Annotated in this window: 21 protein-coding genes; 9 read left to right on the plus strand and 12 right to left on the minus strand. The window is 60.8% G+C overall.

The window, feature by feature from the left end; all coding sequences use genetic code 11:
• The first annotated feature begins 49 nt into the window (after positions 1 to 49).
• Together AB4P96_RS01580 and AB4P96_RS01585 are read left to right on the plus strand one after the other, a co-directional pair.
• The gene (locus tag AB4P96_RS01580; protein WP_017137914.1) at positions 50 to 592 is read left to right on the plus strand and encodes a gamma carbonic anhydrase family protein; all 543 of its coding nucleotides are present in this window, start codon (positions 50 to 52) and stop codon (positions 590 to 592) included.
• Positions 589 to 1248, plus strand: coding sequence for an HAD family hydrolase (locus AB4P96_RS01585; protein WP_395600446.1), 660 nt, complete (start codon positions 589 to 591; stop codon positions 1246 to 1248). The genes AB4P96_RS01580 and AB4P96_RS01585 overlap by 4 nt, the downstream gene beginning before the upstream one ends.
• 319 nt (positions 1249 to 1567) lie before the next feature.
• Here AB4P96_RS01585 and AB4P96_RS01590 read toward each other — a convergent pair whose 3' ends face one another.
• A complete protein-coding gene (locus AB4P96_RS01590; protein WP_395600447.1) occupies positions 1568 to 2611 on the minus strand; it encodes an aminopeptidase in 1044 nt (347 codons plus the stop codon).
• A gap of 143 nt (positions 2612 to 2754) precedes the next feature.
• On the opposite strand from AB4P96_RS01590, the gene AB4P96_RS01595 reads away from it, so the two are divergent.
• Positions 2755 to 3177 (plus strand): hypothetical protein, encoded by a 423-nt coding sequence (locus AB4P96_RS01595; protein ID WP_017137917.1) that lies wholly within the window; start codon positions 2755 to 2757, stop codon positions 3175 to 3177.
• On the opposite strand, the gene AB4P96_RS01600 is transcribed toward AB4P96_RS01595, so the two are convergent.
• Together AB4P96_RS01600 and AB4P96_RS01605 are read right to left on the minus strand one after the other, a co-directional pair.
• On the minus strand, positions 3178 to 3417 hold the full coding sequence (locus AB4P96_RS01600) for a DUF1161 domain-containing protein (protein ID WP_017137918.1): 240 nt from the start codon (positions 3415 to 3417) through the stop codon (positions 3178 to 3180).
• A 526-nt stretch (positions 3418 to 3943) separates the two neighbouring features.
• Complete coding sequence (locus AB4P96_RS01605; protein WP_017137919.1) at positions 3944 to 4372, minus strand: OsmC family protein; 429 nt, start codon at positions 4370 to 4372, stop codon at positions 3944 to 3946.
• Positions 4373 to 4588: 216 nt separating this feature from the next.
• Between AB4P96_RS01605 and AB4P96_RS01610 the strand changes: the two genes are divergently transcribed.
• Positions 4589 to 5590: an LLM class flavin-dependent oxidoreductase gene (locus AB4P96_RS01610; protein ID WP_395600448.1), complete on the plus strand. Its 1002-nt coding sequence runs from the start codon at positions 4589 to 4591 to the stop codon at positions 5588 to 5590.
• 149 nt (positions 5591 to 5739) lie between these two features.
• On the opposite strand, the gene AB4P96_RS01615 is transcribed toward AB4P96_RS01610, so the two are convergent.
• Together AB4P96_RS01615 and AB4P96_RS01620 are read right to left on the minus strand one after the other, a co-directional pair.
• On the minus strand, positions 5740 to 5964 hold the full coding sequence (locus tag AB4P96_RS01615; RefSeq protein WP_017137921.1) for a DUF1161 domain-containing protein: 225 nt from the start codon (positions 5962 to 5964) through the stop codon (positions 5740 to 5742).
• Between the two features lie 115 nt (positions 5965 to 6079).
• On the minus strand, positions 6080 to 6295 hold the full coding sequence (locus AB4P96_RS01620; RefSeq protein WP_016969657.1) for a dodecin: 216 nt from the start codon (positions 6293 to 6295) through the stop codon (positions 6080 to 6082).
• 155 nt (positions 6296 to 6450) lie between these two features.
• Between AB4P96_RS01620 and AB4P96_RS01625 the strand changes: the two genes are divergently transcribed.
• Entirely contained in the window at positions 6451 to 6777 is a 327-nt protein-coding gene (locus AB4P96_RS01625; protein WP_003187304.1) for a YqjD family protein, read from the plus strand.
• Here the strand turns inward: AB4P96_RS01625 and AB4P96_RS01630 are convergent.
• The gene (locus AB4P96_RS01630) at positions 6774 to 7670 is read right to left on the minus strand and encodes a LysR family transcriptional regulator (RefSeq protein WP_099550179.1); all 897 of its coding nucleotides are present in this window, start codon (positions 7668 to 7670) and stop codon (positions 6774 to 6776) included. The genes AB4P96_RS01625 and AB4P96_RS01630 overlap by 4 nt on opposite strands.
• 109 nt (positions 7671 to 7779) lie before the next feature.
• On the opposite strand from AB4P96_RS01630, the gene trpB reads away from it, so the two are divergent.
• The 3 genes from trpB to AB4P96_RS01645 all read left to right on the plus strand — a co-directional run bounded on the left by trpB (position 7780) and on the right by AB4P96_RS01645 (position 10412).
• A complete protein-coding gene (gene trpB / locus AB4P96_RS01635; protein WP_058420548.1) occupies positions 7780 to 9021 on the plus strand; it encodes a tryptophan synthase subunit beta in 1242 nt (413 codons plus the stop codon).
• Positions 9021 to 9830 (plus strand): tryptophan synthase subunit alpha, encoded by an 810-nt coding sequence (trpA, locus tag AB4P96_RS01640; RefSeq protein ID WP_017137924.1) that lies wholly within the window; start codon positions 9021 to 9023, stop codon positions 9828 to 9830. The genes trpB and trpA overlap by 1 nt, the downstream gene beginning before the upstream one ends.
• Positions 9831 to 9968: 138 nt before the next feature.
• Complete coding sequence (locus AB4P96_RS01645; RefSeq protein ID WP_017137925.1) at positions 9969 to 10412, plus strand: anti-virulence regulator CigR family protein; 444 nt, start codon at positions 9969 to 9971, stop codon at positions 10410 to 10412.
• A gap of 212 nt (positions 10413 to 10624) precedes the next feature.
• Here the strand turns inward: AB4P96_RS01645 and AB4P96_RS01650 are convergent, their stop codons facing one another.
• The 6 genes from AB4P96_RS01650 to AB4P96_RS01675 all read right to left on the minus strand — a co-directional run bounded on the left by AB4P96_RS01650 (position 10625) and on the right by AB4P96_RS01675 (position 16337).
• Entirely contained in the window at positions 10625 to 11929 is a 1305-nt protein-coding gene (locus tag AB4P96_RS01650) for an MFS transporter (RefSeq protein ID WP_170040612.1), read from the minus strand.
• A 159-nt stretch (positions 11930 to 12088) separates the two neighbouring features.
• Complete coding sequence (gene dgoD, locus AB4P96_RS01655; protein WP_395600449.1) at positions 12089 to 13237, minus strand: galactonate dehydratase; 1149 nt, start codon at positions 13235 to 13237, stop codon at positions 12089 to 12091.
• A 48-nt stretch (positions 13238 to 13285) separates the two neighbouring features.
• A complete protein-coding gene (locus AB4P96_RS01660) occupies positions 13286 to 13906 on the minus strand; it encodes a 2-dehydro-3-deoxy-6-phosphogalactonate aldolase (RefSeq protein ID WP_099550182.1) in 621 nt (206 codons plus the stop codon).
• A gap of 1 nt (position 13907) precedes the next feature.
• On the minus strand, positions 13908 to 14867 hold the full coding sequence (locus AB4P96_RS01665; RefSeq protein WP_395600450.1) for a 2-dehydro-3-deoxygalactonokinase: 960 nt from the start codon (positions 14865 to 14867) through the stop codon (positions 13908 to 13910).
• 162 nt (positions 14868 to 15029) lie between these two features.
• A complete protein-coding gene (locus AB4P96_RS01670) occupies positions 15030 to 15356 on the minus strand; it encodes a DOPA 4,5-dioxygenase family protein (protein ID WP_099550184.1) in 327 nt (108 codons plus the stop codon).
• 30 nt (positions 15357 to 15386) lie between these two features.
• On the minus strand, positions 15387 to 16337 hold the full coding sequence (locus AB4P96_RS01675; protein ID WP_395600451.1) for a choline sulfate utilization transcriptional regulator: 951 nt from the start codon (positions 16335 to 16337) through the stop codon (positions 15387 to 15389).
• A 103-nt stretch (positions 16338 to 16440) separates the two neighbouring features.
• Here AB4P96_RS01675 and betC point away from each other — a divergent pair, with 103 nt between their 5' ends.
• Positions 16441 to 17955 (plus strand): choline-sulfatase, encoded by a 1515-nt coding sequence (betC, locus tag AB4P96_RS01680; RefSeq protein WP_099550185.1) that lies wholly within the window; start codon positions 16441 to 16443, stop codon positions 17953 to 17955.
• Positions 17956 to 17961: the final 6 nt, after the last annotated feature.

The following is a 17961-nucleotide window of genomic DNA, read 5'->3' on the forward strand; positions in this document are numbered from 1 at the left end:
TTACAATCAACACCCACCGCAGCTATCAACCTATAAGAGAGAGGCTATCGTGACCCTTCGCACCTATCAGAACCACACGCCAACCCTGGGCGCCGGGACTTTTGTCGATATTTCGGCGGTGGTGATCGGCGATGTCGAAATCGGCACCGACAGCTCGGTTTGGCCATTGACGGTGATTCGCGGCGACATGCACCGCATCCGCATCGGTGCGCGCACCAGTGTGCAGGACGGCTGTGTGCTGCATATCACCCATGCCGGGCCGTTCAACCCGGACGGTTTCCCGCTGCTGATCGGCGATGATGTGACCATCGCCCACAAAGTCATGCTGCACGGCTGCACGGTCGGCAATCGCATTCTGATCGGCATGGGCAGCATCGTGATGGACGGCGCGGTGGTCGAAGACGATGTGATCATCGGCGCCGGCAGCCTGGTGCCGCCCGGCAAGAAACTTGAGAGTGGTTTTTTGTACGTGGGCAGCCCGGTTAAACAGATCCGCCCACTGACTGACAAAGAGCGTGCCTTCTTCACCTACAGCGCCGCGAACTACGTGAAGCTCAAAGACCTGCACCTGGCTGAAGGATTCGATCAATGACCCAGCAATACCAAACCGTGCTGTTCGACCTGGACGGCACCCTGACCGATCCGCGTGAAGGCATCACCCGCTCGATCCAGTACGCCCTCGGCAAGCTCGGTATCGACGAGCCGGACCTGACCAAGCTGGAACACTTTATCGGCCCGCCGTTGCTGCAAGCCTTTATGCAGTTCTATGACTTCGATGAGGCCAAAGCCTGGGAAGCGGTGAATTTTTATCGCGAACGCTTCAAGCTCACCGGCCTGTATGAAAACCGCGTATTCGATGGCGTGATGCCGTTGCTTGAGGAGCTGAACGGCCAGGGCCGCCAGCTGTATGTCGCCACATCCAAACCGTGGGTGTTTGCCCGTGAGATTGCCCGGCATTTTGATTTTGCCAAGCACTTCAAGGTGATCTACGGCAGCGAACTGGATGGCACGCGCACCAACAAGGTTGAGCTGATTGCGCACCTGATGAGCGAAGAGGGTTTGGACCCGGCGACTACCCTGATGATTGGTGATCGCAAGCACGACTTGATCGGGGCGCGCAGCAATGGGTTGGATTCGGCGGCGGTGGGTTATGGGTTTGGCAGTTTTGAAGAACTGAATGCTGAGGCGCCGACCTGGCATTTTGAGACGCTGGAGCAGATGCATCAGGCGTTTTTGCAGCGCGGCTGAGACCGCTATCGCAGGCAAGCCAGCTCCCACATTTGACCGTGTTCACAATTCAAACTGTGGGAGCTGGCTTGCCTGCGATGGGCATGGGTATCTACAACTTTTGAAGGCAGCCAATTTCTCCTGTGGCGAGCAGGCTTGTCCTGCGTTGGGCTGCGAAGCGGCCCCAGTAAAGGCACTGCAATTTTCCTGAAAGAACTCAGCGTCTGGGTTTGGCGCTGCTTCGCAGCCCAACGCAGGACAAGCCTGCTCGCCACAACAGCCCACCTGCCACAGACTTTGTGTTAACAGGTAGGGTAGATAGTTATGCTGCGATAAGGCCCTACCGGCCACCACCTTCCAACTGCCGCAACGCCGCCTTACGCTGCTCAACCGGCAACCCACCCAGCTTCTCCACCGCCGCAAAGAACTTCACCCAATCCCCGCCTTGCTGCGCAAACAACGCCGCAAACGCCGGCACCCACTGGTCATACAGCCCGAACGGCAATAACCGCGCATTGTTCATCGGCTGGTTGATCCACGCGTCATAACGCTTGTCACCGCCCCATTGGCTGTCGCGCATGTGCCGGTACTCACTGCGCAGGCGCTCGAACTCTGCCGCTTTGGCCTGGCGCATCACATCCGCCGCCAAGGGCTGTGCGTACAACGCCTCCAGGCGTTTGCGGGTATCGAGCACCAGTCGGATAAATTGGTCGCGCTGCTGCAACGCCGCATTGCTCAGCGGCGCCAAGCCCCGCGCCGCACGCCATTGACGGGTGCCTTCCTGCTCGACGAAGTTGGCATAGGACTCGTTGAACTCGGTGTCGTCCTTCACATAAAAGCGTTGGTGCGCCAGCTCGTGGAAGATCAGCGTGGCCAGGCGCTCATCCCCCCAATGCATCATCGAACTCATGATCGGGTCGTTGAACCAGCCCAGGGTGGAATAGGCTTCGACGCCGCCCATCGACACATCCATGCCTTGTTGCTGCAATAGCGCCGCTTCGCCGCGTGCTGCGCCCTGGCTGTAATAGCCGCGATAGGCCACGCACCCAGCGATAGGGAAGCAGTGGGTTTCAGGCGACAGCGAAAACTCCTGCGTGGCGAACACATTCCAGACCACGTAAGGCCGGCCAATGTCGGCGTACAGGCGGTAACTCTGGTTGTCAGGCAGGTGCAGGTGCTCACTGGCAAAGGTGCGGGCCTGCTGCGATTGCATCAGGTGGGCGCGCAACGCCTGTGGGCGAGCAGGGTCGGCGATGACCTCGGCAACCGGCTCCCGAGCCCGCAGCAACTGCCATTGGCCGCTGGCCAACTGGCTGTAGTAACTCACACTGGAACAGCCGCTGAGCAGCAGCACCATCAACCCTGGAAGAAAACGCCTGACCATGCACCGACCGCTCCTGGGTTATTGGCCCGCCAGACTATCCTGCCTGCACGGAATTTTTCCATGCCGTGGCGTGTTTATACTGATACAGCGTCTGTTGCCACAGGCTGCCAGGTTGAATTCTTACCCACCGTTGAGTGCCCGCCATGCGCCAGCTCTTGCTCCCCGTCACCGCCTTGTTTCTCAGCGCCTGCGCTTCGACCCCAATCCCGCCGGTCGACCCGCACCAGGCCTGGATCGATTTCGCCACGCCGACACCCGGCGCCAAACTGGTGATGGCCCAGCGCCTGGACGGCAAGAACCTCAACGACGGGCGTTTCTTCCAGGTGCCACCCGGCAGCCATGAGCTGATGGTGCGCTTTGATTTCGAAGTGAACACCGGGGCGGGCTTTGGCGGCCTGGACCAGACCCATGACCGAACCTGCTTCATGACCCTGCAATACGACAACTTCCAGGCAGGCCAGCGCTATGTGCTGGAAGGGCGCTCGCTGGCCTTTACGCCCAACATCCGGCTGTACAACGCGGCGCGTCAGCTGTTGGCGGAGGAGCGCAGCGTTAATTGCATCTGATCAGTCGCTATTCTTCTGATAGATGATGCGCTTGGTGCCGTTTTCACAGGAGCCGACGATCATGGCGCTGTCATGATTCTTGGCTTCTTCGGCGGTGATGATTTCAAGGGTGTAAGACGGAATCGCCTTGGCCTGGATCTTTACCTCGATCTCTTGCTTGAGCTCTTCACAATCTTTTGGCGCGGCCACGGCCGAAGTGGCCAATACACCGCAAATGATCGCCAAGGCAAAACGTTTCATGTGTGAAGCTCCCTGAATGCACTGCGCACGGGTGTGCGCCTAGGCTATTCGACCACATTTTGGAAACGCGAGTTCTGATTTAACGCACAACAAACTATGGGAACGGGCCTTTGTGGGAGCTGGCTTGCCTGCGATGGCAACGCCTCGATACAGCTGGATAACCGAGGTGAACCTATCGCGGGCAAGCCCGGCTCCCACACAAGCCCGCTCCCACAGGGGATCAGATCGTTCCCACGCTCTGCGTGGGAATGCCGCCTGGGACGCTCCGCGTCCCGCCCACAGCATTCAAGTTCTGCGCAGGTGTGACGCAGAGCGTCACGGGCTGCATTCCCACGCGGGAGCGGGGGAACGATCTAAACGCGAGTTCTGATTTAACGCAGAACAAAATGTGGGAGCGGGCCTGTGTGGGAGCTGGCTTGCCTGCGATGGCAACGCCTCGATACAACTGGATAACCGAGGTGAACCTATCGCGGGCAAGCCCGGCTCCCACACAAGCCCGCTCCCACAGGGGATCTTGCTGTGTCAGTTAGACCAGCGTGGCATCCAGGCTGATTTTTGCGTTCAGCACTTTCGACACTGGGCAGCCTTCCTTCGCCTTTTTGCTCAGTTCCTCGAACTGCGCCTGGCTTGCGCCGGGGATCTTGGCTTTCAAGACCAAATGCACGGCGGTAATCGCAAAACCGCCATCCACCTGGTCCAGGGTCACTTCAGCCTGGGTGTCGATGCTGTCAGCCTTAAGGCCGGCATCGCCCAGAATCATGGAAAATGCCATGGAGAAACAGCCAGCGTGGGCCGCGCCGATCAACTCTTCAGGGTTGGTGCCCTTGCCGCCTTCGAAACGGGCCTTGAAGCCATAGGGTGCTTCGCGCAGCACGCCAGTTTCCGTGGAGATGGAACCCAGGCCCGTCTTCAGATCACCTTCCCAATGCGCGGATGCTTTTTTAACAATACTCATAGCTCTCTCCTCGAACGGTGGTTTTGCGTCAGTAAGGGTTCTGAGGATAGACGGCCCGGCAAAGTTCATCTTGTCGGAGAAACCTAGCGATTTAGTAGGAAATTTCGCAGTTGCTATTGAATCTCGGGTATATGCCCTCATTGCATAGAGCATGCACATGAAGCGGCAGGTTTTGGTTCGTCTATAAGCCTGCGCACCTAATGGAGAAGCAGGCTTATGAAATCGCTGTCCGACGTGAAGTTCTCGACCCTCGACCTCGTGCCCGTGCGCGCCAACGGCAGCATCGCGCAGTCATTGCGCAACTCGCTGGACCTGGCCCAGCACGTGGAAAAGTTCGGCTACAACCGTATCTGGGTGGCTGAACACCACAATATGGACGGCATCGCCAGCTCGGCCACTTCGGTGTTGCTGGGTTATTTGGCCGGTGGCACCTCGACGATTCGCGTCGGTTCCGGCGGCGTGATGCTGCCCAACCACGCGCCGTTGGTGATTGCCGAACAGTTCGGCACCCTGGAAAGCCTGTACCCCGGCCGCATCGACCTGGGCCTGGGCCGCGCGCCTGGTTCCGACCAGATGACCGCCCGCGCCCTGCGCCGTGAACGCTCCGGCAGTGCTGACGAGTTTCCGGAAGATGTGGCCGAACTGATGGCTTTCCTTGGGCCACGCACGCCCGACCAACGGATCATCGCCGTACCCGGTACCGGCACCAACGTGCCCGTTTGGCTGCTTGGTTCGAGCCTGTTCAGCGCGCAATTGGCCGGTGAGCGCGGCTTGCCCTACGCCTTCGCCTCACATTTCGCACCCCGTTTGATGCACGAGGCGATTCGCGTATACCGCAATCACTTCAAGCCTTCAGCCGTGCTGGACAAGCCCTACGTGATGCTCGGCATTCCGCTGGTGGCCGCCGACACCGACGAGCAGGCCGACTACCTGGCCACTTCCGTGTACCAACGCATCCTGGCGCTGATGCGCGGGCAAAGCCTGGTGCAGCGCCCGCCGGTTAAAACCATGGATGGCCTGTGGCTGCCCCATGAAAAAGACGCGGTGGGCAGCTTCCTTGGCCTGGCCATGGTCGGTAGCCCAGCGAAGATCCGTGCGAAGTTGGAAGTGTTGATCGAGCAAACCGGCGCCGATGAGCTGATCTTTACCAGCGACCTGTATGAGCATGCCGACCGGATTCATTCCTACGAGCTGCTGGCGCAGGTGATGAAGGGCTGATTACCCGCAGGCGAAAAAAACGACGCACCTGTGGCTAGGGAGCTTGCTCCCGCTGGGCTGCGTAGCGGCCCCAAAAGAAAGGGAGCGCTGCGCACTCAGCGGGAGCAAGCTCCCTCGCCACAGGTGCGTCGTTTCATGTCTGCACGGGATTAACCGCGCTTGTAGACGATTTCCTTGGTGCCGCCTTCGCAGCTGCCAATCACTTTGCCATCGGCCGCCGCGCCTTTGTCGACAACATCCAGCGAATAATGCTGAACACCTTTAGCGTCGAGCTTCGCCGCGAGTTCACCTTTCAGCTCTTCACAAGGCTTGCCCGCCGCCAGGGCAGTGCCCGCAATGCTCAACAAACCTACCGCTAACAGGAACTTCTTCATCCGTTACTTTCCTTGCGCTGATCGAAAAGTGCGTGCCGACGCTTATGGCGTCGGCACCCAATGGTTGTAGCGCAGGTTATGGCAATCGGCCAGTCAGCAAGTTCAACTCACGGGATCAACTACTGGCAATTCGGAATCCCACCTTGAGCGTGACCTGGAAGTGCGCGGCCTTGCCGTCCTTGATATGGCCGCGTGTTTCGGTCACTTCGAACCACTCCAGGTGCTTGATGCTCTTGTGCGCTTCAGCGATGGCGTTGTTGATGGCATCTTCGATGCTGGTGGTCGAGGAGCCGACCAGTTCGACTTTCTTGTAGGTGTGATGATCAGACATAACGTTTCTCCTGAGGTCTCTAGTGAGCGTAGCAGTGAATCTTCGTACTGCTTCTGGCGACCAATCCCACTCGAAAGTTCAGATTTACTGCACTTTCTGAAAACCGTGGAGTCGGTATCTACACATGCCACTCAATCACTTCAGGAGAGTTCCACATGGCCAACACTTCTTTACGCAAAGCGTCGCTGGAAAGCATGGAAGCCGAGATTTCGAGCCTGCTCAAGTCCCTTGAGAGCCTCAAGGACGATGCGTCCGATGAGTCGCGCAAAACGCTGAAGGCCCTGAAAAGCAATGCCGAGAATGCCCTCAAGCATTCCCGCCACCTGATCAGCGATGCCTATGAAGAAAGCAAAGTCAAAATCCGCGAAACCAGCGCGGCAACCCGTGACTACGCACAAGAGCACCCATGGACTACCGCCGGCGTTGCCGTTGGCGCGCTGGGCCTGTTGGCGGCTTACCTGCTGTGCAAACGCGGTGACTAAACTGGCTGGCGCAACAGCTCAGCCTTGAGCCACTGCGCCAACTGACCCGCGCGCCCGTCTGCGGCGCGCTTGGGTAGCCACAACGCCAGGTGCGCCGGGGTTTCACTGAAACCCCACGGCGCCACCAGGCGACCCGCTCGCAGGTCCTCTGCCACCAGCGGTTCGGGCGCAATTGCCACACCCAAACCCGCCACCGCCGCCTCCAGCAAATAATACAAATGCTCAAAACCCTGGCCGTGCTTCAACGCGCCGGGCTCGATGTCATGTTGCTGCGCCCAGATGGGCCAGGCCTGCGGGCGCGAGGTGGTGTGTAACAAGGCTTCACCGCACAGGGCGTGGGGCGGCGCCTGGCGCAGGCGTTCGTAACCGGCGAAGCGCGGGCTCATTACCGGGCCAATGCGCTCGCTGGCCAGCTCATACACCTGCATGTCCGCTGGCCATGGCGGCTCCGCAAAAACCAGCAGGGCATCCAGGCCGGGGCGCCGTGGGTCGAGGTCGCCGTCACCCGCCGACAGGTGCAGACGCAAGTCGGGCAAGTCTGCGTTCAAGCGGCCCAGGCGCGGAATCAGCCAGCGCGCCAGCAAGCTGCCCGAGCAGCCGAGCACAAAAGGCGCATCGGCGCTGGCCTGGGTCAGTTCGGCGCAAACATCCCTTAAACGCTCGAACGCTTCGGCACTGGCATCCCTGAGCCGAACGCCTGCATCTGTGAGTTTAAGGCCGCGCCCGTCTTTGGCGAACAGGCTGACACCCAAGTGCTCTTCCAGCACCTTCAACTGGCGACTGACCGCGCCATGGGTCACATGCAGTTGCTCGGCTGCCTGACTGACGCTGTTCAAGCGGGCGGTGGCCTCAAACGCACGCAGGGCATTGAGGGGCGGTAGGTCTCGGCTCATCTGTGAGTTTTCCTGACAGGTTGTGGCGATCTTATCGGTTTTCAGCCTGGCGCGTCAGGGGTAGAGTGGCCGTCATTGCCTCTCCTCACCTTCTTTCCTGGAGCGCCCCATGACTCAGTCCCAGACCGACCTTCGCAACGGCCCCGACGCCAACGGCCTGTTTGGCGCGTTCGGCGGCCGCTACGTCGCAGAAACCCTGATGCCGTTGATCCTCGACCTGGCCCGCGAATACGAAGCGGCCAAGATCGATCCGGCCTTTAACGAAGAATTGGCCTACTTCCAACGCGACTACGTCGGGCGCCCAAGCCCGCTGTACTTCGCCGAGCGCCTGACCGAGTTCTGTGGCGGCGCCAAGATCTACCTCAAGCGTGAAGAGCTCAACCACACCGGCGCGCACAAGATTAACAACTGCATCGGCCAGATCCTGCTGGCGCGGCGCATGGGCAAAAAACGCATCATCGCCGAGACCGGCGCGGGCATGCACGGCGTGGCCACCGCCACCGTGGCGGCGCGCTTTGGCCTCGATTGCGTGATCTACATGGGCACCACCGACATCGAGCGCCAGCAGGCCAACGTGTTCCGCATGAAGCTGCTGGGCGCAGAAGTGATCCCGGTGGTCGCCGGCACCGGCACCCTTAAAGACGCGATGAACGAAGCCCTGCGTGACTGGGTGACCAACGTCGACAGCACTTTCTACCTGATCGGCACCGTGGCCGGCCCCCACCCGTACCCGGCGATGGTGCGCGATTTCCAGGCCGTGATCGGCAAGGAAACCCGCGACCAGCTGCAAGCCCAGGAAGGCCGCCTGCCGGACAGCCTGGTGGCATGCATCGGCGGTGGTTCCAACGCCATGGGCCTGTTCCACCCGTTCCTGGATGACACCAGCGTCGAAATCATCGGCGTTGAAGCCGCCGGCCACGGCATCGAAACCGGCAAGCACGCCGCCAGCCTCAACGGCGGTGTACCGGGCGTGCTGCACGGCAACCGCACCTTCCTGTTGCAGGACGACGACGGCCAGATCATCGACGCCCACTCGATTTCCGCCGGCCTCGACTACCCAGGTATCGGCCCTGAACACGCCTGGTTGCATGATATCGGCCGTGTTCAGTACACCTCGGTGACCGACGACGAAGCCCTCGAAGCCTTCCACAAATGCTGCCGCCTGGAAGGGATTATTCCTGCACTGGAAAGCGCCCATGCCCTGGCTGAAGTGTTCAAGCGCGCACCGACCTTGCCGAAAGATCACCTGATGGTGGTCAACCTGTCCGGCCGTGGCGACAAAGACATGCAGACCGTGATGCACCATATGGAACACTCTCAACAAGAGCAGTCAAAGCAGGAGAAACACTGATGAGCCGCCTGCAAACCCGTTTTGCGCAACTGAAAGAACAAAACCGCGCCGCCCTGGTGACTTTCGTCACCGCCGGCGACCCGGGTTATGACACCTCGCTGGCGATCCTCAAGGGCTTGCCCGCCGCCGGTGCCGACGTGATCGAGCTGGGCATGCCCTTCACCGACCCGATGGCCGACGGCCCGGCGATTCAACTGGCCAACATCCGTGCGTTGGAAGCCAAACAGAACCTGCTGAAAACCCTGCAGATGGTTCGCGAGTTCCGCAAAGACAACCAGGACACGCCACTGGTGCTGATGGGTTACTTCAACCCGATCCACAAATACGGCGTGCCCACGTTTATCGCTGACGCCAAAGAAGCCGGTGTCGACGGCCTGATCGTGGTCGACATGCCGCCCGAGCATAACGGCGAGCTGTGCGACCCGGCCCAGGCGGCAGGCATCGACTTTATCCGCCTGACCACGCCGACCACTGATGACGTGCGCCTGCCGACCGTGCTTAACGGCAGCTCCGGTTTTGTGTATTACGTGTCGGTGGCCGGTGTGACCGGTGCCGGTGCCGCCACCCTGGAACACGTCGAGGAAGCGGTAACGCGCCTGCGTCGGCATACCGACCTGCCGATCAGCATCGGCTTTGGTATTCGCACACCGGAACAAGCCGCCGCTATCGCACGCCTGGCAGACGGTGTGGTGGTGGGTTCGGCGCTGATCGATCACATCGCCAATGCGAAAAATGATCAGCAAGCAATTGATGGCGTATTGAGCCTCTGCGCGGCGCTGTCGGAAGGTGTCCGTAACGCCCGTACGTAAGCGGCGTGTAGCAATGGGTAAAGTTCCTGATACAGAGGAATCATCCGGGCAATCCAGTACCTAAACTGACAAGACCAAGGGATTTCGAGCCTCGTTCGAAATCCCTTTTTTGTTCGTGCAGTACTGAGGAAAGCCCCCATGAAAATGCCTAAACGCTTGATCGCAGGTCTTGGCGTGTTGATGCTCGGCGCAAGTGCCCTGGCGCAGGCCGCGCCGCCCGACCAACGCGGCGATGGCCCAGGCCGTGGCGGCCCGCAAGGCCAGTACGAGCAACGCGGCGACGACCATCGCGGCCCGCAGGATAACCGTCGTGGCCCGCCACAGGACTTCGGCCCCGTGCGCCAGGTGATCCGTGACAACCACAACGACTTCCGCCGTGGCGCGCCACCACCTCCTGGCGTGCGCCTGGTGCGGGGCCAACCGCTGCCACGCAACTACTACGGCGAACGCCTCGACAACCGCGCCTTGGCCCATCTGCCGCAATACCCAGGGTATGAATGGCGTCGTTCCGGCGGCGATATCGTGTTGATCGCCATCGGCACCAGCATCGTCTATCAAATCCTGGATGGCGCCCTCTACTAGCCCAGCAAAGCTTTTGTGGCGGGCGAGCTGTTGTGGCGAGCGGGCTTGCCCCGCGTTGGGGTGCGAAGCGCCCCCAAAACCAGACAACACGGTTTCATCAGGAAAAAACGCAGTGGCCTTATTGGGGCTGCTGCGCAGCCCAACGCGGGGCAAGCCCGCTCGCCACAACAAGCCCGCTCGCCACAGGGTTTCGGTCCACTCAAACAATGGATTTACAGCTCGATGCGCTCGACCTTGCCCACCAGCAACACATAGGAAAGCGCCCCCAGCAACGCCAGCACCGCGATATAGGTGATCGCTGGCGCAAACGAATCCCCACTGGCCAGAAAGCCAATCACTATCGGCGTGGTAATCGCCGACAAGTTACCGATGAAGTTAAACACCCCACCCGTCAGCCCCAACAACCGCGCCGGCGCCAGGGTCGACACCAATGACCAGGTGATCGATGCCAGGCCATTGCCAAAGAACGCCAGCGCCAGAAACGCAATCACCCAGGCCGTCGAGTCCACATAGTTGGCGCCGATGATCGCCGTGGAAATCAGCAACCCACCAATGATCGGCAGCTTGCGCGCAAACCCTACCGACGTACCCCGGCGAATCAGCCAATCAGAAAAAACCCCAGAACACAGCACGCCGATAAACGCAGCGAGGAATGGCAGCGAGGCCAGCAGGCCGGACTTGATGAAGTCCATGCCGCGATATTTCACCAGGTAGGTCGGGAACCACGTCAGAAAAAACCACAGCGTCGAGTTCAGGCAGAACTGACCCAGGTAGATGCCCCACAGCTTGCGCTTGCTCAGCACTGTCCCGAGGTCGACCCAACTGAACGGCGCCTTGACCGCTTTCGCCTGCATATCCACCAGGCCGCCGCCCTCGCGGATCAGCTCGATTTCTGCCGCGTTGGCGCCTTTGAAATCTTTCGGCTCGCGGTACACCGCGTACCAGATCAACGCCCACAGGATGCCGACGCCACCGGTGGCGACAAACACCATGTGCCAGCCAAACGCGTGTTGCAGCCAGGCCAGTACCGGCGTCAGGAACGCCAGCCCGACAAACTGCCCGGAGGTGTAAACGCCAATCGCGGTGGCACGCTCACGCTCGGGGAACCAAGTGGTGACCACGCGGCTGTTAATCGGATAGGCCGGTGCTTCCAGGGCGCCGACGGCCATGCGCAGCACGAACAGCGCGATAAAGCTGGCCGCAAACCCCAGCATTACCGTGGCGATAGACCACAACAGCAGGGCAGCCGTGTAGAGAATGCGCGGCGGCACGCGGTCCACCAGCCAGCCGCCGGGAATCTGCATGGCGGCGTAGGTCCAGCCGAACGCCGAAAAGATCAGCCCGACATGCACCGGGTCGATCCCCAGTTCGCTGGTGAGTGCCGGGGCGGCAATCGACAGGTTGCTGCGGTCGAGGTAGTTGATCACCACGGTGATAAACAGCAGCACCATGATGAAGAAACGCTTTCTGCTAGGCGTGACGAGAGAAGCCTGCCCGGTGAAGGATTCAGGGTGCATGGGGTTGCCTCTTCTTATGTTTATTGAGGACGGGGCGCGGTCATTGTGGGAGCTGGCTTGCCTGCGATGGCGGTGCATCAGCTAACTGATCTGGCACAGGCGGACCGCTATCGCAGGCAAGCCAGCTCCCACAGTTGATCCGGTTCCTTCAGTGAGCAATCACCACTCGGCAAAGCTGCCGTCGGCATGCCGCCAGATCGGGTTGCGCCAGCGGTGGCCGATGGCGGCGCGTTCGATCACGTATTCCTCGTTGATCTCAATGCCCAGGCCCGGCCCGTTGGGGATCTTCACGAAGCCTTTGTCATAGTCGAACACGCCTGGATCGCGCACGTAATCGAGCAGGTCATTGCTCTCGTTGTAGTGAATACCCAGGCTTTGCTCCTGAATAAACGCGTTGTAGCAAACCGCGTCCAATTGCAGGCACGCCGCCAGGGCAATCGGGCCCAGCGGGCAGTGCAGGGCCAGGGCCACGTCGTAGGCTTCGGCCATGTTGGCGATCTTGCGGGTTTCGGTGATGCCGCCCGCGTGGGACGCGTCCGGTTGAATGATGTCGACATAACCTTCGCTGAGCACACGCTTGAAGTCCCAACGGGAAAACAGCCGCTCGCCCAGGGCAATCGGCGTACTGGTCAACGGCGCCAGTTCCTTGAGCGCTTCGTAGTTTTCGCTGAGCACCGGCTCTTCGATAAACATCAGCTTGTACGGGTCCAGCTCTTTCATCAGCACCTTGGCCATGGGCTTGTGCACGCGGCCATGGAAGTCGACGCCGATGCCGACATTAGGCCCGACCGCATCGCGCACGGCGGCAACGTTGGACAATGCCAGGTCGACTTTCTCGAAGCTGTCGACGAACTGCAATTCTTCGGTGCCATTCATTTTCACGGCGGTGAAGCCACGGGCCACGGCCTCTTTGGCGGCACGGGCGGTGTCGGCGGGGCGGTCGCCGCCGATCCAGGAATACACGCGGATTTTGTCACGCACCTGGCCACCCAACAGGTCGCTGACCGACACGCCGAGCGCCTTGCCCTTGATGTCCCACAGCGCCTGGTCGATACCGGCGAGGGCACTCATGTGCACCGCGCCGCCACGGTAAAAGCCGCCGCGATAGAGCACGGTCCAGATATCTTCGATATTGCGTGGGTCTTTGCCGATCAAATAGTCGGAAAGTTCTTCAACGGCGGCGGCCACGGTGTGGGCGCGGCCCTCCACCACAGGCTCACCCCAACCGGTCACGCCCTGGTCGGTCTCGACCTTGAGGAAGCACCAGCGCGGCGGGACGATAAAGGTGGTCAGTTTGGTGATTTTCATCTTCTTATCTCTCTTATCGATGCAGCGCCAGGGGCGCAAACCTTGAGTTCAGTTAAGCGCGTTCCAGGCCGCGACATAGGCCTGGGCATTGCTCGCCACTTGGTCCACCGACATGCCCGGTTTGAACAACCCGGAACCCAGGCCAAAGCCCTTGGCGCCAGCGTCGAAGTACACCTGCATGTTGCCTGGGGTCACGCCGCCCACCGGCAGCAGTAAGGTGCCGGTCGGCAATACCGCCAGCCACGCCTTGATCACCGCCGGGCCCATTTGCTCGGCCGGGAACAGCTTCAAAACATCCGCGCCTTCGGCCAGCGCGGCGAAGGCCTCGGTCGGCGTCGCCACACCCGGCGACAGGAACAGCCCCGCCGCTTTGGCGGCACGCAATACCGTGGCATCGCTGTGGGGCATGACGATGACTTGGCCGCCGGCGGCTTTGACCTGCTCGACCTGTTCCGGGGTCAACACGGTGCCCGCGCCGATCAGGCAATCGGCGGGCAAGGTGTCGCGCAGAGTGCGGATGCTGGTGTAAGGGTCCGGCGAATTCAGTGGCACTTCGATCACGCGAAAACCGGCCTCATAGAGCACCTGGCCGACCGCCTGCGCTTCATCCGGGCGCACGCCGCGCAAGATTGCGATCAAACCGTTGTGTGCGAGTGCTTGCTTGAGCATGTCAGGCCTCCTGTACAGGTTGAGTGAGCCCAGCAGCGACGGCCAACTGCCACAGGCCGCGCGCGGTGGCTTCCTGCGCGAGGCTGACGTGGGCGAAGCCGCAGAGGGCAAGGGCGCGTTGGTAGCGGGCGCAGAGGTCGGCAGCGCCGACCAGGACGATAGGCTTGTGTTTGGCCCGCTGCGGCAAGCCGGCGAGTTCGTGGCCAATCAGCAGGCCGGACAGATAATCGGGCTGCTCGTCTGGCGCCAGTTCGCCGGTCAACCCCAGGGTACGAGCGCTGAACAAGGTCGACAGCACGCCGCGCTGGCCGTCGTTTGACAGCGCCACGTGGACGCCACGATCAAACGCCGCGACCTGGAATTTTTCGGACTGTTGCTGGGTACGCCCGAGAATGCTGTGCTTACTGAGTACCGCAAACAGCTCGCCGGTCATGAACGTGTCGAAGTGGGTGATGCAGCCTTCAACCACCTCGACCCATTTGGAATGGCTGCCCGGCAGGCCGATCAACACGTCGGCGCCCAGGCCTTGCAGCACACCCAGCACTTGAGTTTCTTCGCCACGCATCACATTGGGCAAGCCGACCCGCTCGATCACACCCGGCACAATATGCACCTGCACCCCGCGCAGGCTGCGCACAGGGTGCAAGGCCTGGCCGAGGCTGGCGACGTCGACGGGCGTTTGCCGATAGGCCGCTTCGCTCCAGCCTTGGGCGCTGCCGACCATGCCGCAGGCAATCACCGGCAGGTCGGGCTGCGCGTCGAGCCAGTCGCCGCAGGCCGCATCGAACGCCAACTCAAAGCCGTCACTGCACAGCACGCCAGCAATGACCCGGGGTTCACTGGGCAGGTGCATGATGCCGAACGCCAACGCGCGCTGTTCGAGCACACAGCCAGCCGGGCCGAGTTTGTAAGCACGAAGGGAGCTGGTCCCCCAGTCGAGCGCGATCAATTGCGCCTGCATCGCTTCACCTGAAATGAGTGGGTGCTGAAAAAGCTGATGGGCGAATATAAACCTACGGCTGGCAATATCTCAATATATAAATAACAGTCCCATATATTGGGAGAATATAATAAAAAATCCCATCGCCTTTGCTCAGGGTGATGGGATCAGGTGCAGCAGTGGTTAAAAAATAGACAGGTTCAGCTCACGCATCGCGCCCATCCAGATCGCGTAATCGGTGTGATCTTTCAGGTCATCACCGGTATCCGGGTGCAGGAACACCACCAACCCATCGCGATGCAGCGCCAGCCAGGGCAACACCACGCCGATGTATTCCGGCTCGAACGCCAGCTGGCAGCTCCAGTCCGGGTGCGGGCCGACCGGCTTTTCGTGTACACGGCCCATGCTCAGCGGGAACAGCGTGGCTGCGTCCTCGCAGAGCTTGCGCGCCTGGTCGATGGTGCTGGCGTCGAAGTAGATATGGGCGTGGTAGCCCTTGATACGTTGCATGACGAAATCCGGATCCAATATGCGCCGATCCTAGACCGCAATCGACGGCAGGGCCAGCCCGGTCAACGACTGCGCGCTGCTGGCTTGCTCGGCCACCAGCCAGTCGACAAAGCGCTCGACCAGTTGCCCCCGGCGTTTGCGCTGGGGCTGCACCACGTAATAACCGAAGCGCGAGATCACCGTGTCATTGATCGGCCGGCACAGCCAGTTCTGTTCCAGCAGGTTATCCACCAAGTGCCGCCAACCGATGGCCACGCCCTGGCCGGCAATCGCAGCCTGGATCAGCAGGGTGTAATTGTCGAAGCGCAATTGCCCAGGCGTGGGCGCCGTGGTGATGCCCAACTCACGAAACACGCCGCTCCAGTCGAACCACTGGCTGTTGTTTTCCTGGCGCAGGTGCAGCAGCGGGTAATCGTGCAGATTTTGCACCGTCAGTGGCGTGGATTGAGCCTTGAGCCACTGCGGGCTGCACACCGGAAACACTTCCTCGTTGAACAGCCACAAGCTCTCGCCCTGCTTGAAACGCCCATCGCCAAACAACACCGCCACGTCGATATCGCTGCGCAAAGTCGCGTGGTTGCGTTCGCTGGTCACCAGGCTCACATCCACCTGCGGGTTGGCCTGGTGAAAGCGATGCAGGCGCGGCATCAACCAGTAGGCGGCGAAAGCGAAGTCGGTGGCCACTTGCAGCACTTCGTGCTGGCCCTGCTGGGTGATCGTGCTGAGGCCTTGGTTGATGGCCTGCAAACCGCCTTGCACCTGTTCAAACAACAGCGCGCCCGCATCCGTCAGTTCGATGCCTCGGTAGATGCGATCGAACAGGCGGATCGCCAGTTGCTCTTCAAGGCGCTTGATCTGCTGGCTGATGGCCGGCTGCGTAGTGCCCAACTCCATCGCGGCGGCGGTAAAGCTGCGATGGCGCGCCGCGGCTTCAAAGGCACGCAGCAGGTCGAGGGACAGATCACCGAGGGCTTCATACATAAGCTGTGCTTATCCTAGACATTGCTTTCCATGGGCTTTACCCCATTTTCCATGGGCTGCATGCTCATTCGCATAAACACCGCCTATGGAATGCCGATAGATCATGAAGCGCAAGAACATTCTTTTCATCATGGCCGATCAAATGGCCGCGCCGATGCTGCCGTTCTACGGACCTTCCCCGATCAAGTTGCCGAACCTGAGCCGCCTGGCTGCACAGGGCGTGGTGTTTGACGCCGCCTACTGCAATAGCCCGCTGTGCGCGCCTTCGCGTTTCACCCTGGTCAGCGGCCAGTTGCCGAGCAAGATTGGCGCCTACGACAACGCCGCCGATTTCCCCGCCGATGTACCCACTTATGCCCACTACCTGCGCCGCCTCGGTTACCGCACGGCACTGTCGGGCAAGATGCATTTCTGCGGGCCAGATCAGTTGCACGGCTATGAAGAACGCCTGACCAGCGACATCTACCCAGCCGACTATGGCTGGGCGGTGAACTGGGATGAACCAGACGTGCGTCCCACCTGGTACCACAACATGTCGTCGGTGCTGCAAGCCGGGCCGTGCGTGCGCACCAATCAGCTGGATTTCGACGAAGAGGTGGTGTTCAAAGCCCAGCAGTATCTGTTTGACCATATCCGTGAAGACGGCAACCAGCCGTTCTGCCTCACCGTGTCGATGACGCACCCACACGACCCGTACACCATTCCCAAGCCGTTCTGGGACCTGTACGACGACAACGACATCCCAATGCCGGCAACCCCCGCGCAAGGCGATCTCGACCCGCACTCCCAGCGCCTGCTCAAGGTTTACGACCTGTGGGACAAGCCGCTGCCTGTGGACAAGATCCGCGATGCGCGCCGCGCGTATTTCGGCGCGTGCAGCTATATCGACAGCAACGTCGGCAAACTCCTGCAAACCCTGGAAGACACCGGCCTGGCCGACGACACGATCATCATCTTCTCCGGCGACCACGGCGACATGCTTGGCGAGCGTGGCCTCTGGTACAAAATGCACTGGTTTGAAATGGCCGCCCGCGTACCGCTGCTGGTGAGTGCGCCAGGCCAGTTTGCGGCGGGCCGCGTGAGCAACGCCGTATCCACCGCCGACCTGCTGCCCACCCTGGTGGAACTGGCCGGCGGCGAGTTGGACCCGCGCCTGGCGCTGGACGGCCGCTCGCTGGTCCCGCACCTGCAAGGGCAGGGCGGGCACGACGAAGTGTTTGGCGAATACATGGCCGAAGGCACCATCAGCCCACTGATGATGATTCGGCGCGGCGCCTACAAATTCATCTACAGCGAAGACGACCCTTGTCTACTGTTCGATGTACACAACGACCCGCATGAACGGAAAGACCTCAGCCAGTCACCGGAACACCGGCCACTGTTCGAGGCGTTTTTGAATGAGGCGCGGGCCAAATGGGACATCCCGGCGATCCACCAGCAGGTGCTCGCCAGCCAACGCCGTCGCCGCCTGGTGTTCGAGGCACTGACCCAAGGCAAGCTGAAGAGCTGGGATCACCAGCCACTGGTGGACGCCAGTCAGCAATACATGCGCAACCATATCGACCTCGACGACCTGGAGCGCAAGGCACGTTATCCACAACCCTGCCAAAACCAATAAATAGAC

The sequence above is a fragment of the Pseudomonas sp. B19125 genome, assembly GCF_044218855.1.
Lineage (GTDB): Bacteria > Pseudomonadota > Gammaproteobacteria > Pseudomonadales > Pseudomonadaceae > Aquipseudomonas > Aquipseudomonas edaphica.